This is a genomic window from Rhizobacter sp. P5_C2, assembly GCF_054049715.1.
Window position 1 is genome coordinate 74,573 of sequence record NZ_JBFULV010000002.1, and the last position, 14,828, is coordinate 89,400.

9 protein-coding genes, 1 tRNA gene and 1 pseudogene are annotated in these 14,828 nt (G+C 63.9%); 2 read left to right on the forward strand and 9 right to left on the reverse strand.

Translation table 11 applies throughout. The annotated features are described in order from the left end of the window. Positions 1 to 12: 12 nt before the first annotated feature. Positions 13 to 774, reverse strand: a complete 762-nt coding sequence (locus tag ACXJLU_RS01140) for a SapC family protein (protein WP_457328677.1) — start codon at positions 772 to 774, stop codon at positions 13 to 15. Then, positions 771 to 2,072 carry a hemolysin family protein gene (locus tag ACXJLU_RS01145; protein WP_457328678.1) on the reverse strand — a complete coding sequence of 434 codons (1,302 nt, stop codon included), beginning with the start codon at positions 2,070 to 2,072 and terminating at the stop codon, positions 771 to 773. Before ACXJLU_RS01145 ends, ACXJLU_RS01140 begins: the two co-directional genes overlap by 4 nt. Positions 2,073 to 2,204: 132 nt before the next feature. On the opposite strand from ACXJLU_RS01145, the gene ACXJLU_RS01150 reads away from it, so the two are divergent. Further along, on the forward strand, positions 2,205 to 3,032 hold the full coding sequence (locus ACXJLU_RS01150) for a symmetrical bis(5'-nucleosyl)-tetraphosphatase (protein ID WP_457328679.1): 828 nt from the start codon (positions 2,205 to 2,207) through the stop codon (positions 3,030 to 3,032). Between the two features lie 42 nt (positions 3,033 to 3,074). Beyond that, positions 3,075 to 3,162: transfer RNA gene (locus tag ACXJLU_RS01155), tRNA-Ser, on the forward strand. Positions 3,163 to 3,212: 50 nt separating this feature from the next. Here ACXJLU_RS01155 and ACXJLU_RS01160 read toward each other — a convergent pair. The 7 genes and pseudogenes from ACXJLU_RS01160 to ACXJLU_RS01190 all read right to left on the reverse strand — a co-directional run. Beyond that, positions 3,213 to 4,526, reverse strand: a complete 1,314-nt coding sequence (locus tag ACXJLU_RS01160) for an McrC family protein (RefSeq protein ID WP_457328717.1) — start codon at positions 4,524 to 4,526, stop codon at positions 3,213 to 3,215. A gap of 10 nt (positions 4,527 to 4,536) precedes the next feature. Further along, the gene (locus ACXJLU_RS01165; RefSeq protein ID WP_457328680.1) at positions 4,537 to 6,930 is read right to left on the reverse strand and encodes an McrB family protein; all 2,394 of its coding nucleotides are present in this window, start codon (positions 6,928 to 6,930) and stop codon (positions 4,537 to 4,539) included. A gap of 5 nt (positions 6,931 to 6,935) precedes the next feature. Further along, positions 6,936 to 7,691 carry a M48 family metallopeptidase gene (locus tag ACXJLU_RS01170; protein ID WP_457328681.1) on the reverse strand — a complete coding sequence of 252 codons (756 nt, stop codon included), beginning with the start codon at positions 7,689 to 7,691 and terminating at the stop codon, positions 6,936 to 6,938. Beyond that, positions 7,688 to 11,017 (reverse strand): type I restriction endonuclease subunit R, encoded by a 3,330-nt coding sequence (locus tag ACXJLU_RS01175; RefSeq protein ID WP_457328682.1) that lies wholly within the window; start codon positions 11,015 to 11,017, stop codon positions 7,688 to 7,690. The genes ACXJLU_RS01170 and ACXJLU_RS01175 overlap by 4 nt, the downstream gene beginning before the upstream one ends. After that, positions 11,017 to 12,255: a restriction endonuclease subunit S gene (locus tag ACXJLU_RS01180; RefSeq protein WP_457328684.1), complete on the reverse strand. Its 1,239-nt coding sequence runs from the start codon at positions 12,253 to 12,255 to the stop codon at positions 11,017 to 11,019. The genes ACXJLU_RS01175 and ACXJLU_RS01180 overlap by 1 nt, the downstream gene beginning before the upstream one ends. A 55-nt stretch (positions 12,256 to 12,310) precedes the next feature. Next, positions 12,311 to 14,320, reverse strand: a complete 2,010-nt coding sequence (locus tag ACXJLU_RS01185; RefSeq protein ID WP_457328685.1) for an N-6 DNA methylase — start codon at positions 14,318 to 14,320, stop codon at positions 12,311 to 12,313. A gap of 127 nt (positions 14,321 to 14,447) precedes the next feature. Next, a pseudogene (locus ACXJLU_RS01190) lies at positions 14,448 to 14,816 on the reverse strand (type I restriction-modification system subunit M N-terminal domain-containing protein); the annotation flags it as partial. Between the last annotated feature and the right edge of the window lie 12 nt (positions 14,817 to 14,828).

Here is a 14,828-nt window from a genome sequence, read left to right on the forward strand (position 1 = left end):
ACCAGTCTCCGCTCAGGCGGCCGCGGCCTGCGTCTTCAGGTGCGTCTTGCGATCGCTCAGGCGCTGCAGGCAGCTCAGCGAGCCCAGGTGGGCGTAGATCAGCGCCAGCATGCCGTTGCGGTACAGCTCGAGCACCGTCGCATCGGACAGCGCCCGCAGCTTGTCTTCGTCGACGACCTGGAAGCCGTCGACCGAGAAGGCCTCGCCGTCGTTCAGCGTTCCTTCGGCGCGCATGCCCTTCAGCAGGTCGAGCTCGCGCAGGCGTTCGCAGAACAACGGGGTGCGCTGCGCTTCCTGGTCGTACAGCTCGAGCAGCTTCATCGCGTTGGTCAGCGTCTCGGTCGGCTCGCCGGTGGCGCTGAGCAACGGCACGCCTTCGGGGCCGTCGACCAGGCCGGCGTAGCTTTCATCGACGACCACCGAGAGTTCGTCGCCGGTGCCGTCGGCGCGGGCGACCCGCGTCAGGCCCAGCGGGTAGCAGCGCAGTGCGGCCGGCACGTAGCGGCCGAACCACTGGCTGCCTTCGACGAACAGGTTCTCGCCGGGCGACAGGCCGAGCAGCACGACGGGGTTGAGCTGCGGGCCGCCGCTCTCGGTGGTGCCGCTGTTGACGAAGAGGATCGGGTATTCCTTGCCCGCCTCGACGAACTCGCCGAAGGTGCAGAACAGCGCGTTCATGCCGGCAGCCACCGATGCGTCGAGCGGCAGCAGGTGCTTGCCGGCATGGCGCGTGCGGTCGAGCAGCGCGGGCTTCTTGTAGAGGGCAGTGATCATTGAACTTCAGCTCCAGGGGGCAAGGCGGTGGCCATCACCTTGTCGACGCGCTTGCCGTCCAGGTCGACCACCTCGAAACGCCAGCCTTCCCAATCCACCGTGTCGGCGGTCTTGGGCAGCCGGCCCAACAACAACATGATCATGCCGGCCAGCGTGTTGTAGCGGCCGCGGTCTTCCTCGGGCAACTCCTTCAGCGCCAGCCGGTCCTTCAGCTCGGGCACCGGGATCAGGCCGTCGAACAGCCAGCTCTCGTCGGCGCGCTGCACCGCCCAGGCCTCGCCGTCGGCCGGGGTCGTGAACTCGCCGGTGATCGCCTCCAGCACGTCGCGCACCGTGATGACGCCCTGCACCTCGCCGTACTCGTCGACCACGAAGACCAGCTGGGCCGACGACGCGCGGAACTGCTCGAGCAGCTCCATGCCCGACAGTGTCTCGGGCACGAACACCGGCGCCTGCAGGCCCTCGGTCAGCGCCAGCGGCCGGCCCTGCAGCATCTGCTGCAACAGCGTCTGCGCCGAGATCACGCCGACCACGTCGCTCAGGCTGCCGCGGCACACCGGGTAGCGCGAGTGCTCCTGGTCGCCGGTCACCTTCAACACGTCGTCCAGGCCGGCCGCGGCGTCGAGCCAGATGATTTCGGTGCGCGGGATCATCATCGAGCCGACCTGGCGGTCGTCGAGGCGGAACACGTTGCGCACCATCTGGTGCTCCTGCGCCTCGATCACGCCGGCATCCAGGCCTTCCTCGAGGCTGGCGGCGATCTCTTCCTCGGTCACCGAACGGCTCGGGCCGCCGCGGATGCCCAGCAGGCGCAGCGTGCCCTCGGTGCAGAACGACAGCAGCTTGACGAAGGGGCGCACCGCCATCGACAGCCACTCCATCGGCTGCGCGACCAGGCGGGCCACGTTCTCGGGATACATCTGCCCGAGCCGCTTGGGCACCAGCTCGCCGAAGATGATCGTGACGAAGGTGATGCACATCACCACGAGCGCGGTGGCGGTGATGCCGGAGGCCTTCTCGTGGATGTTGAAGGTCAGGTGGATCCAGCCGGCGAGCGGCTCGGAGAAGGCGGCCTCGCCGACGATGCCGTTGAGCACGCCGATCGACGTGATGCCGATCTGCACGGTGGACAGGAACTTGGTGGGGTTCTCGTGCAGGTCCATCGCGGCGCGCGCGCCGTCGTCGCCGGTTTCCACCATCACCTGCAGGCGAGCCTTGCGGCTGGCGGTGAGCGCCATTTCAGACATGGCGAACAGACCGTTGAGGATGATCAGGAAGGCGAGGAGCGCTATGTCCATGGAAGCACGCTGCCGGGGCCCGGCCCGGAACGCGCAAAACGACGAAGGCCGCAAGGGTAGCAGATGGCGCCGGCGGGACCGTGACGGGGGTGTCGGGCGCTTGCCGGGCACATGCCGGGCAGAATCCCCGCCATGAACTACCTGATCGGTGACCTGCAGGGCTGCTGCGACCCGCTGGAGCGCCTGCTCGAGAAGATCGGCTTCTCCGCCTCGCGCGACCACGTCCACCTGCTGGGCGACCTGGTGAACCGGGGCCCGGCCTCGCTGCGCACGCTGCGGCGGCTGCAGCAGCTGGGCTCGTCGGCGACCTGCCTGCTGGGCAACCACGACCTGCACCTGCTGGCGGTGGCGCACGGGGTGCGGGCGCCGGGACGGCGCGACACGCTGGGCGAGATCCTGGACGCGCCGGACCGCGCGGCGCTGATCGACTGGCTGCGCGGGCAGCGCATGGCGGTGCACGCGCACGGCTGGCTGATGGTGCATGCCGGCGTGGCGCCGCAGTGGGACCTGGCGACGACGCTGGCGCTGGCCGGCGAGGTGGAGCAGCGGCTGCGCGGCGACGACCTGGTGGGCTTCCTGCGGGTGATGTACGGCAACGAGCCGGCGCGCTGGGATCCGGCGCTGCAGGGCGCGGACAGGCTGCGTTTCGCGGTGAACGTGCTGACGCGCGTGCGCTTCGTGGCCGCCGACGGCACGCTGGACATGTCGAGCAACGAGGGGGCGGACGCCGCGCCGGCGGGGCTGTTCGCCTGGTTCGACGCACCGCAGCGCCGCACGGCCGGCGTGCCGATCGCGTTCGGGCATTGGTCGACGCTCGGGCTGACGGTTCGGCCCGACCTGATGGCGCTGGACACCGGCTGCGTGTGGGGCGGGCAGCTCACCGCGGTGCGGCTGGGCGGGCCGGGCGAGCTGCCCGAGGTGATCCAGGTGGACTGCCAGCAGGCGCAGAAGCCGGGCTGACGCGCGCGGCCGGACTACAATTCCGGCCTCTTGCGTGGCAGCGGAGAGATGGCCGAGCGGTTTAAGGCACTGGTCTTGAAAACCAGCGATGGGCAACTGTCCGTGGGTTCGAATCCCACTCTCTCCGCCAAAGCGGGCCCCAACGCCCCTGGATCGACCACAGCAGTCGATCCCATTCGACTACGCTGCAGCCAGAAAAATCGATGCAAACGGCTCGGTCGCCGGCAACCTGAGCGTTCGCGTCTTCAAACAGAACGGCGCAACCCACAGACGCAATTCAGGTGCATGCGAGAACTCGAACACCGGCAACGCCTGATCGAACACCTCAGTGCGCGGATACACCAGCACTACGTCGCCCGAGGCCCTAAGGTAGCTCTGCCCGTAAGCATGCAGTTGATAGAAGTCGGCTTGTGCGAGACCGTACTTTTCCGCGCCGCTGGATTTGCGGCTGTCGAGCAGCTTCCATTTGGTGTCGAGAACGAGGCGCTCGCCGGCAGCCTCACGCACCAGCAGGTCGGGCTTCAGGCGGAACCAGTCGACGCCCCGGTGGCGAACCAGGTGATGCTGCCGGGACTGCGTCTTCAACATGAGCAGCGGCTGGAGTTGCCGGGCCAGGTGCTTCGCCACGAATGTCTCGAACAGCGCATCCATCGGGAACAGCAGCGAGGGCGCGTCGTTGGCACCGGTGCCAGTCAGGGGTGACTCCTCTTGAAGGATCAACCGGGCCCAGGCGGTGGCGTCCTCGTAGTGGGCCATGCCCCGATCGATTCGAACGCGCTGCAGGTCCTCGCGGATCCGCGTAGATGGCGGAACATCGGCGAAGACGAAGGACAACTCACGGGCCAAACGCTGGTTCTGGTCAGCCGTCGTGACGCTGAGAACAATCCTCAGAGCCGCATGCAGTAAACGGTTCTCGGGCCTGTTGGGCGAGAACTCGTCGTGGTCGGTGAAGAAGCGATCTGGTCGATGCAGGTTCTGCCGCAACTGCTGCGCCACGAGCAACTTGCCGCGCAACGCGAAGAGATTCGACTGCACCGGCTCGTAGTCCCGACGAAGACCGCGCTTGACGACATGCTCGACGGCCGACAGGAACTCGGTGATGAACACTTCCAGCAGCGGCATCTTCGTCGCCAACAAGTGAGCGCTTTCCGTGCGGATGTGTCTGAAGCCCGGCAAGCACTTCAGCATGTCGATCAGCAACCGGCGCGCTTCCGGCGCCCCACCTTCGATGGCACGCCCGAGCTTGGGCAACACCTCCAGTTGGAATCCGCTCGGGCTGCGCATCACGCCTACGTGGCTGGTGACCTGAACCACGCGACGGCCACGGCGCTGAGTCAACCGCAGCCAGGACGCCTCCCCACGCTCTGCAGTCTGTAGACAAGTCCGTTCCAGCCAGGCAAAGACCTCGGGTGGAACTTCGGTGACACCCGCGCCAGCGCCTGTGGGAGCTACCGCATCAAACTCAAAAATGGTCTCGCCGCTCCGTTTGGGCATGAATCGCACGCTACAAATCAAGTTCGTAGATGCCGACGTATGCTGCAGGCGCGGCAAAGGCCTCGTCGCCCAAGGCATAGCGGCGCTTCGTCGCATAGGCGTCCAGCCCATGTTCGGCGCCGAACAGGCTCTCCAAGTCGGAGGCTTGGTCGTCTCTGACCACGACAAACTGGGCACCATCCGGCTTCTGGTTGTCAGCCAGCACGAGCCTGATCTTCTGCCAGTCCTCAAAAAAATACTCCTCCAGCAAGGGCAGAAGCCGCTGCCGGAAAATCTCGCCCAGTGCAGCGAAGCGGATCGGCCCATCCGGCACCCCGGCAAGCGGCGTGAAGTACGCGTGGCCGATCGTGTGGTCGCGGTCGTACAGCGCCTCTATCCGTTCGTTGATCCGGCCAAGCATGCGCGAGATATCGATGACGTCTTCGGCGACAGTCACTTTCAGGTCGTGCAAGGGCGCGCCGACGATGTCACGCGCGTCCGGCATGCGCGCAATGAAGTCGAACCGGCGGCGAAGCGCGGTATCCATCAAGGCCAGCGACCGGTCGGCCGTGTTCATCGTGCCGATCAGATCAACGTTCGCGGGAACGGCGAAGGATTCGCCGGAGTACGCCAGTTTCACGACCACGGGAGGCCGTGAGCCATTCACGGGATCCCGCTTGTCGGTCTCGATCAGCGTGATCAGCTCGCCGAATATTTTGCTGATGTTGCCGCGGTTGATTTCGTCGATGACCATGGCGAACTGTTGGTCAGGCGCCAAGCGTGCTCTGCGGCACAACTCCTTGAAGGCACCTTCACGGATCTCATATCGAACTTGGCCAGCAGCCTGCTCAGAGTCGAGCACTGGCCGCAAACCTTCGACGAACTCCTCGTAGCCGTAGGACTGATGGAAGGTCACGAGCGAGTAGCGCTCAATGCGCTCACCTTTGCCGCCCGGCCCACGACGAATCTCGTCGACCAGGCTCACAATGGGTTGAAGCTGCTCCTTCCAATTGCCGGCCAGTTGCCACATTGAGTCTGCGGACTTGTCGAAGACCATCGGATCGAAGCGAGCCTTCTGCTTGACAGTCTTCGTATCCTCAACCGTGTGCTCTTGCAGGGTTCCCCAGACGGTTTGATGAATGTTCTTGGTCCGCGCCTTGGCGGCGATCACGGCCTTGATGAAGGGGTGATCGATGATCTGCGCGACCTTGGCGGGGCTCTGGAGGTCGTAGAGCGTCGCTGCCAGCGCCTCCCACCAAGTCATCGAACTGAACTCGTATGAGATTCGTTGCGCGGTCCACTCCGCTGCATCGCCCTGGGCAACCTCGTGCGTGTACTGATCCGCCAGCAGCTGCAGAAGCTGATAGGTCTTGCCGGTGCCGGGTGGGCCGTAGTAGATGCGGTTGAGCGGCTCGCGCCGGGTGCTCGTCATGGCTACCTCTGCCTCGTCGGCATCGTCGCCCGGCTCGACCGGGTCCTCGCGGAGTTGATCGGGCCACAAGCCCTGGCGCTCGTCATCAAGGATCAGCCACGCATCCAATGCAGCTCGGTCAGCCTGCAACGCGGCGTCGATCTTTGAGACCAGGTCATCGGTGATCGGCTGACGCTCGAACTTGGTCAAGCTCGCCGTTCCACGCGGCAGCCAAGACAGCTTTTGCGTTCGCCGCCCGTTCACAATGCCCAGCACGCCGATCGCTCGCTCCTGGCCCGGGTTCTTGCGCCCGAAGCGAATCTGGACGCCTATGCCCACGTGCCACCAGTCGTAGCCAGCGTCATGCACAGCTCGCCCAAGACGGCAGAACAACGTTGCATCAGCGGCCGTCCAGGTATCGATGAACGCCTTGAAGGCGGGCTTGCCGACGAAGCGCTTCAGCAAGTCCTCGTCGCTGAGTCGAACAGCCAGGCCGAGCTTTGAGATCACATCCGCATACCGTAGCTTGAAGCCGCGAATCGCGGTCACGCTCCAGTCAACGAGTTCGGCGAGTGACTTTCCGAGGCCGTCGGACTTGGGTAGCGTGGCCAGTATGAGTGACGAGTTGTCGACTGCGCCGCGCAGCGTCAGGTACTGCTTGCGCCTGGGGTCGCCATCATCCAATCCGACGGTGTCGATCTTGACGACGAACCCCTCCGCGTAATTGATGCCGACCGTGTAGGCCAATTCCTTGGGCGAGTCGCTTTCCGGGTAGATGCGCGCCCAGTTGTACGGCGCGAAGTTGTTCCCCTGGTTCGTCGGCCGCTTGCGCACTACAACTCGCCCCTGGGGGAAGAGACGCTTCTGGACCTCCTGCGCCCAAACCTCGGTGACCGCATACGCAGCCTCCAGGTCCTGGTATGCGCGGTTCTGTTCCGGGTTCGATTTGTCCCGTACCTGCCCCCGCCACTTGTCGAGGAGCTTGAAGTGATCACTGGTGAAGTAGCCGGTCATGGTCGTCAGATTCCTTCCACATCCATTCCATGCTCGGCCAGCCACGCCTTGCGGCGAGCGAAGTCCGGCATCGCGCGCTCCACCCGAAGCCAGAACTCCGGCGTGTGATGCGGCTCATGCAGGTGCGCCATCTCGTGCACGACGACGTACTCGGCAATACGCGCCGGCAGCAGGATGACCTTCCAATGAAAGTACAGCCAATTGCCCTTGCCGCAGGAGCCCCATCGATAACCCAGGTCCTGCACGCGCACGCCGGCCGGCTCTACGCCCATGTGTCCGGCGTGCTCCTGAGCGCGACCGGCCAGCCAAGGCCGGGCCCGCTCGGCATACCAGCGGATCAGATGCTCACGCCCCTGCGGCGCCACCTCGTGATGCATCAGGAAACGTCCGCTGGCCAACTTCAGCGGCTGATCCTGCTCAGGCACAAGCTTCAACCGATGTGTCCGTCCCAGGTAGAGGAAGCCCTCGCCATCAACGAACGACTTGCGCGGCACCGCGCGGTGCAGGCGGTCACGCTCGGCCAGCTTGGTATAGATCCAGAAGCGCTTCTCCTCGACAAAGGCTCGCAGCACCTCGGCGTCCACATCCGGTGGCGCAGTCACCAGAAGCTCACCGGTCCGATCCACGGTGATTTCCATCGTGCGCCTGCGCGTGCTACGCCGGATGCCCAGTTGCAGGTCGTCAACCACCAGCGTGTCCGGCAGCAGCTTCGACTTGGTCGGCTTGCTCGCTGAAGAACGTGACAGGACAGCCACCGTCATGGTTGCACCAGCTTATCGTGCAACGCCCGAGCTTGGTCCATCAGCGCGTCGGACAAGACGCCCGCGCGGGCATCGTCTACTAGCGGTGGCCGCAGCGTCATGATGAACTCGAACACCTGTGCTTTCAGGTCCTCCTGTGCCGCCCGCTTGTTGGCGGACCAGATCTTCGGATCGCTTTGAAGCTCTTGCACCAGCAGTGCAACCAGTTCCACCGCAATGTCCTTGAGTCGGATCAACTCGGCAGAGGTGGGCGATTGCCCTGCGCACACCACGTCCAGAACGGTTCGCAGAAACGGCGCGCAGTGCTCCGGTACGTCGTCGGGCAGGCCACCATCCTTGGACGTGCCTGCGCGCAGTTCGTCGATCATGTGCTGCAGCTGCGAGATCACCTCGTTCCACTGCTCGCCCAGCGTGCGCAGGATGTCGTTCAGCCGTTCCGACAATTTCCGAAAGCGCACTGGGTCTTCATCAAGGTGCCGCCGGATGTGCGAGCGGATCGCGTGCTCCATCTCGGACGCCTTGGCACGCTCGCTCGCCGCACGCCCGAGGTGTGCGTCGAATTCGGCATCGGTCAGCTGGATCGGCGGAATCTTCGGGTCCACGCCCAGCGACACCACGTGGTCGTCGATGAGCTTGCGCACCTTGGCACCCACGTCCTTGCCCAGGACGGGGCCTTCCTTGTATCGGTTGCGCGCCCGCGCGTGGATATAGGCCAGCTGCTTGGCATCCACCGAAAACGGCAACCCTTCCGGCCGAGGCAGTACCGTGTCCAGCGAGGTCAAGAACGCCTTCAGCTTGACGACGAACTCGGCCCGAAGCTTCTCGTTGCCGAGCACTTCGACGCACGCCTCGGTGTCTTCCAGCGTCTCGATGCCACGTTGACGGAACAAGTCCACCACCCGCAGATGCCGCTCGCGCAGGATGGGCACCTCATCCTTCAGGCTCGCCAGTGCGCCTGCCACATCCTCGTCGGCGTAGGCAGCCAACGCCTCCTTCAGGTGTTGCGCCACGCCAAAGTAGTCGACCACGATGCCGCAGCGCTTGCCGAAGCCCGTGCGGTTCACCCGCGCAATGGCCTGCAGCAACTCGGCCTCGCGGATCGGGCGGTCGAGGTACATCACCCCTTCGATCGGCGCGTCAAAACCCGTCAACAGCATCGACTTCACGATCAGGAAGGCAAGCGGGTCGGCCTTGTCGGGCTTGACGTGCGTCAGCGGCTTCTTGAAGCGCTTGACCAGCTGCTCTTGCGCGGCGCTGTCCGTCCACGGCTTCCACGCCGGGTCATCGTTGTTGCTGCCCGAGATGACGGGCGCCATTTCGATGCGTGCCAGCAGCTCGCGGTAGCGCCAGGCCTGCACCTTGGCCTGCAGTGAAGGCGGCCGTTGGCACAGCGCCTCATCGTCCAACGCCTTGTCCTCGGCAGGCAGTGCCGCCGCCTCGGCCAGCAACTCATCGCGTGCGGCCTTCAGCGCACCGAAGTAGCGAATGGCCGCCAGCCGGCTGTAGGCCACCACCTGTGCCTTGTAGCCATTGGGCAGGATGTTGGTGACGTAGTGGCGCAGCATGTCGCGCGCCTTGTCGACGATGAGGGCGGGGGCGTCAAAGATGTGACCCTTGGTGGCGTACTTCTTCTTGATCGCCTCCAGCTCCTCGGGAGAATGCTGACGGAACAGGTCCTCGAACAGCTCATCCAGGCTGGCACCATCCTTGACGGCACCCTGGGCTGTGCGCCCCTCGTACAGCACCGGCACCGTGGCGCCATCAGCTTCTGCTTCCTTGATCGTGTAGCGGTCGATGAACTCGCCAAAGATCTTGTGGGTGCGCTTCTTGTCGCCCATGATGATGGGCGTACCGGTGAAGCCGATCCGGGCGCAATTGGGCAGGCCGGCCAGCAAGTTGGCATGCAGATCGCCCGCCTGGGTGCGATGCGCTTCGTCCACCAGCACGAGGATGCTGTGGTCCTCGTTCAGCACCTCGAACTTCTCGTCGGCCTTGTAGCCGGCCACCGGCTCGGCCACCAGCTGCGGGCTGGCGGGCAGGTCAGACGCCGTCAGCGGCGCATCGCCCTGCGTGTCGGTGTCGCGGTACTTCTGGATCGTCGCGAAGATCAACGCCGGGCCTTTGCGCCGGGCGAGTGTCTTCACGCCGGTGGCGCTCTCGGCCACCTCCACCACTTCGCCGGTCATCGTGGCGGTGGCCGACAGTTGGCCCTGAAGATCCTTGCGATCGGTGACCACGATCACCTTGAAGCGTCGCAGCGCCGCCTCGGCTCGCATCTTGCGCACCAGGAAGACCATCGTCAGGCTCTTGCCAGAGCCCTGGGTGTGCCAGATGATGCCGCCGCGCTGATCCTGCTCGCCGTGCTGCAGGCGCGTCTGCCCCGTCTTCAGGCGCGCGATGGCACGGTTCACTGCCCTGTATTGCTGGTAGCGACAGACCGACTTGATGGTTTGGCCGCCCACCTGCATGAACAGCAGGAAGTTCTTCACCACGTCCAGCAGGTGCGCCGGCTTCAGCAGGCCGGCAATCAGCCGCTCCTGCTCCGACAGCGTGGGCTTGCCCAGCGATTGGGCGACCTCGATCTCGCTGCCCTGCCCATCGGGCCCGACCACCGCCTTCCACTGCGCGTAGTGCTCGAAAGCAGCGCCGATGCAGCCGACGCGGGCGGCGTCCTTGCTGGTGGCCACCAGCAGCTGAACGGTGGCGAACAGGGCTTCATTGCCCTCGTTGTCGTCCACCTCGAAGGCCGCGCGGCGCTGGTTGCTGTAGCGGCGCAGTTGGTCCACCGCTTCGGCCAGCGGCTCCTGCACTGATGGGCTCTTGCATTCCACCACCACCAGTGGAATGCCGTTCACCAGCAGTACCAAGTCGGGCACGATGAAGGCTTTGGCGCTGTTGAAACCCGGCGGGCAATCCACGCGGTACTGGTTGACGACCGTGAAGCGGTTGTTGGCCGGAGTGTCCCAATCGATGTAGCGGATGGTCTGGCCCCGCCCGCCATCCCAGCCGGGCAAGCCCTCGACGGTGAGGCCTTTGATCAGCAGCGCTGTGGCCTTTTGGTTGGCCTCCATCAGCTTGTGTGTGCCCAGGTGGGTGATCGTCAGTACCGCTGCTGAAACACGCGCGTCGTCTAGCCAAGGTTGACCGTCCGGACCGGGGTTCAAAGCGCGCAATTGCTCCCGAAGCACGCCTTCCTGGATTACCTCGGTAAAGTTCGCGCGGCCAGTGACGACCGAATCGTCGGGACTGCCTTTGACGTATGCCCAGTCGAGCGCTTGCAACTGAGCGAAAAACGGCCTTTCGACGTCTTCGAGTTCCCAACCCATTAGGTACCTCTTTGTTGGTCGCCATCCGCCAGTGATGTGACATGCACGCGGCCGGTAAGGAGGTCATCCATCAGGCCAGCCTTCTGCGCTCGATGCTTCGAGAGTGCGTCCCCCTCATGCCTCAGCCGATCAGTCATCGTCTTGATTCGTGCCTCGATGGCAAGTTGCTCCTCCCAGGGTGGGAGTGGGAGTTCGATAGAGCAGATGCCTCGCCTGTTGATGCTCGCTTGATTCGACAAGAACGCGCGCGAACGCAAAGCAGCCCGAGTCGCAGGCTGCTTCAGCAGATTGAAGAGCAGAGTGCTTGTGATGACGCCTCCCTTTGCCCGCAAGCGCATCATGTTCGATTCGTACACAGCTTCCTCCGGAAGCTCCGGAACCACCACGGGCTGCCCTACACCGTCCAACGTCGCGAATACGCGGGAGACGAGAACATCCCCCGCGCGAATACCAAAAGAAGAGATTTCCATCTGTCCGATATGTGTTCTTCGGGCCATCGCGAAATTCACTGAACTGTCTTCAGTGAAGGCGGTTTGCCCAACCAACAATGTTCCTCGGCCAATGAGGTGGGGCGGCTTGTACAAGCCATTTCGCGGTGACTCCGAGAGTAGCGCACCAAGCGCGGCAATATCCCACTTATTCGGTATCCGCCCCCACGCGGAATCCTTGTAGAGATGTGTCGCCTCAGCCTGGGGGGGACGCAGTTCGCCGTTAGCGTCGATACCGCGCGTCAGCAGGTCGTGTAACAGGCCTTGCTTGACGGCCTTGAGCTTGGCGATGATCGCCTCGGTTTCGCGGATCGCGTTGTCTACGGTATCAAGGACGCGGGCTATGGTCGCTTGGTGACCCTCCTTAACGGCAGCGACCAGATACTCATCGAAGAAGGCGTGCGGAACGCGCTGCTGGCCAGCTGAGCCAACCATTTGCCCTTCCGCAGCATGCCGAAACCTACGCCATTGGGTCAAGTGGAATACGAACCGCGGCACGTTTCCCGGCTTCGCGCGTAGCACGTGGAACTCGGTGCTTCCGAAGCCGATCCCATTCGCAAGACCGACGGCATGTACTCCTTTTCCGTTTTCCAAGCATGGCGTGATCTTCGCTAGAAGAACGTCCCCCTCCCTGAAAGCCGTGAAGCCACTGGATAGTGATTTGAGTGGCCTCGCTTGACGGCTTGTCCAATGCCCCGACTCGGAGACATCACCCATTGGAATGAATGAGACGGCGTCGCTTTTGGTCACGCCACTTGGAATCCAGGGCAGAGGATTCACCTCTGCCAACGAAGAGACCGGCACCTTAGACATAACGCAATCCGTTCAGGAACCCCTGCAATGCCTTCACCGCAGCGTCGCGCTTACCCTCGATTTCTGTCAGCGTCACGCGATACTTGTCCCACCAGTTCTCGAACGCGGCGACGATGTCCTTGCGCTGGGCTGCGATGTAGCGCTCGACGATGGCTCGCATGTCGTTGTGCAGAATGGTCAGCAGCAGGTCGGCAGCCTGCTCGGATGAGAGGCCATCGACCGCCTCGTTGATGTGCGCGACAAAGCTCGCCTTCTTGGCCTTGAGCTGCTTCTTGACGGCCGCGAGCTCCGTCTTCCATGCCTTGACCTGGGCTTCGTCGACCGCGAGCTCTTCATCTTCCGCCTCTGCGGCCTCGGCTTCACCGTCTGTGCCGCCGCCATTCTCGTCACTCTTCGGGCTGGCCGCCTTAATCTGGCTATCCAATTCGGCCTTCTTCGCCTCCAGCTCGTTGATGGCCTCGACAAAGTCGCTCATCAGGAACTTGACCAGTTTGTGTTCCAGCGGGCTTTCCTTGCTGGCCTTGTCTTCCAGCGCGGTGACGATGCTGGTGCGCCAGGCGTCCGCAACACCCTTGGCGCCACGCGCCATCAGCGTGAGGAAGTCGTACTTGGTCTGGTACCAGAAGCCGGCAACGATGCCGCGCACCTGGAAACGGTCTAGCATGCCGATCGCCTCGATGGATTGGCTGAAGCTGTCCAGAAGCTCGCTGCGCAGCGCGACGAGGCTGGCTGCGTTGCCCATCTGATCCGCCAGCGCCGTGATGCGCTCGCTGTGCGCTTGCCACCAAGTCTCGAAGGCGGCGCGGATGGCCGCTTCCTTGGCGGCGAGGCCTGCGTTGGTTTCGATAGCTGGCTTGAGGTCTTGGCGCTTGTTCAGTTCGGCGCTGAAGTCCAAGTATTTGGCATCCCGCTCCATCAGCAGATCCCGCGGGTTCACCCCGTGCGCGGTGAACAGCGCCGCCTTGGCATCCACCTCGGCCTTGGGCACACCGCCTACCAGATGGGCACGCACGTCATGCGGTTCTGGCGGCGGGGCGTTGTCGGCGTAGCGGCGGATGTTGAGGTTGTAGCCACTCGCCTTCAGCGTCGCGATGTCCACGATGTCCGAGAAGCTCTCCACGGCCCGGAACTCGTCGAAGGTGGTGACGATCTTCTCAATGTGCTCGGGCAGCAGGTAGTTTTGCGCGCGGCCTTCGAAGTACTCTCGGTCGGCATTGATGAACAGCACCTTGCCTCGCCGTTCGGCCGGTTTGCCGCTCACGCGGTTGGCCCCCTTCTGCACCCGCTGGCGCAGCACCAGGATGCACGCCGGGATGCTCGTGCCGTAGAACAGGTTGGGCGCCACGCCGATCACGGCTTCCAGCAGGTCCTCTTCGATGATCTTGCCGCGGATCCTGGCCTCCTCGCCGCCGCGAAACAGCACGCCGTGTGGCATGACGGTGGCCACCATGCCGCCGTCGCGCGCGACGGCCAGCATGTGCTGCAGGAACATCAGGTCGGCCTTCTTCGCGCCCAGCGGCACCTCACCATAGCGAAAGCGGTCCCTGAACTTCGGCTGCCACGCGGGGTTGCCGGCCGCGTCCTTCTCGGTGTTGCCCCAGTTTATGGAAAACGGCGGGTTCGTCAGCACGCGATCGAAGTGCATCAGCTCGCCGCCTTCGACATGCTGCGGCTCGGCCAAGGTGTCGTCGTTCTGCAGGTTGGCGTTGCTGATGCCGTGCAGCAGCATGTTCATCTTGGCGATGGACCACACCGTGCCATTGAAATCCTGCCCGAACAGGTTGGCCTTGCGTCCGTCCTGCCCGTGCTCGTCGATGTACTCCTTGGCCGCAATCAGCATGCCGCCCGAACCGCAGCAAGGATCGTAGATGTCGTGCTCCAACGTGGGCTTGAGCAGCCGCACCATCATCCGCACGATGGAGCGTGGCGTGTAGAACTCGCCGCCCTTCTTGCCGGCAGAGTCGGCAAACTCGCCGATGAGGTATTCGTAGGCGGCGCCCAACAAATCGGGGAACTCGAAGTCGTCGTTTCGCAGCCGGTGCTTGCCGAAGTGGGTGATCCAGTTCCTGGAGCTTCAGGTCGGAGATCTTGCTCTGGCCCACCTTGCGGGTGAAGTCGATGTGCTCCAGCACGTCGTACAGGCTGGTGTTCTCGCCTTCGATGCTGGCCAAGGCCTTGCTGAGCATGGCGCCGACATTGGCCCGGCGCGAGTTGTCCACCAGGTAGCTGAAGCGCGCCTCTTCAGGCACCCAGAAGTAGCCGTCGCGCTTGTACCAGCGCTTGTTGTTGGCCGTGGCCTCGGCTTCCGCCTTGGACTTGCCGGCCTGCATTTCAAGCCGGATCACTTCATCACGCCGCTGCTCGAAGACGTCGGAGCAGCGTTTGAGGAACAGCATCCCGAAGATGTATTCCTTGAATTCCGAGGCGTCCATCTTGCCGCGCAAGATGTCGGCGGCCTTGAAGAGGTGGCGTTCGAGTTGGGGAAGGGTGAGTGGCATCGAGGAGTCAGG

What these genes read in the sequence shown, in the direction of transcription:
- ACXJLU_RS01140 (WP_457328677.1), bottom strand. Translation starts at nt 774, where the DNA reads ATGATCACTGCCCTCTACAAGAAGCCCGCGCTGCTCGACCGCACGCGC.
- ACXJLU_RS01150 (WP_457328679.1), top strand. Translation starts at nt 2,205, where the DNA reads ATGAACTACCTGATCGGTGACCTGCAGGGCTGCTGCGACCCGCTGGAG.
- ACXJLU_RS01160 (WP_457328717.1), bottom strand. Translation starts at nt 4,526, where the DNA reads ATGCCCAAACGGAGCGGCGAGACCATTTTTGAGTTTGATGCGGTAGCT.
- ACXJLU_RS01170 (WP_457328681.1), bottom strand. Translation starts at nt 7,691, where the DNA reads ATGACGGTGGCTGTCCTGTCACGTTCTTCAGCGAGCAAGCCGACCAAG.
- ACXJLU_RS01175 (WP_457328682.1), bottom strand. Translation starts at nt 11,017, where the DNA reads ATGGGTTGGGAACTCGAAGACGTCGAAAGGCCGTTTTTCGCTCAGTTG.
- ACXJLU_RS01165 (WP_457328680.1), bottom strand. Translation starts at nt 6,930, where the DNA reads ATGACCGGCTACTTCACCAGTGATCACTTCAAGCTCCTCGACAAGTGG.
- ACXJLU_RS01145 (WP_457328678.1), bottom strand. Translation starts at nt 2,072, where the DNA reads ATGGACATAGCGCTCCTCGCCTTCCTGATCATCCTCAACGGTCTGTTC.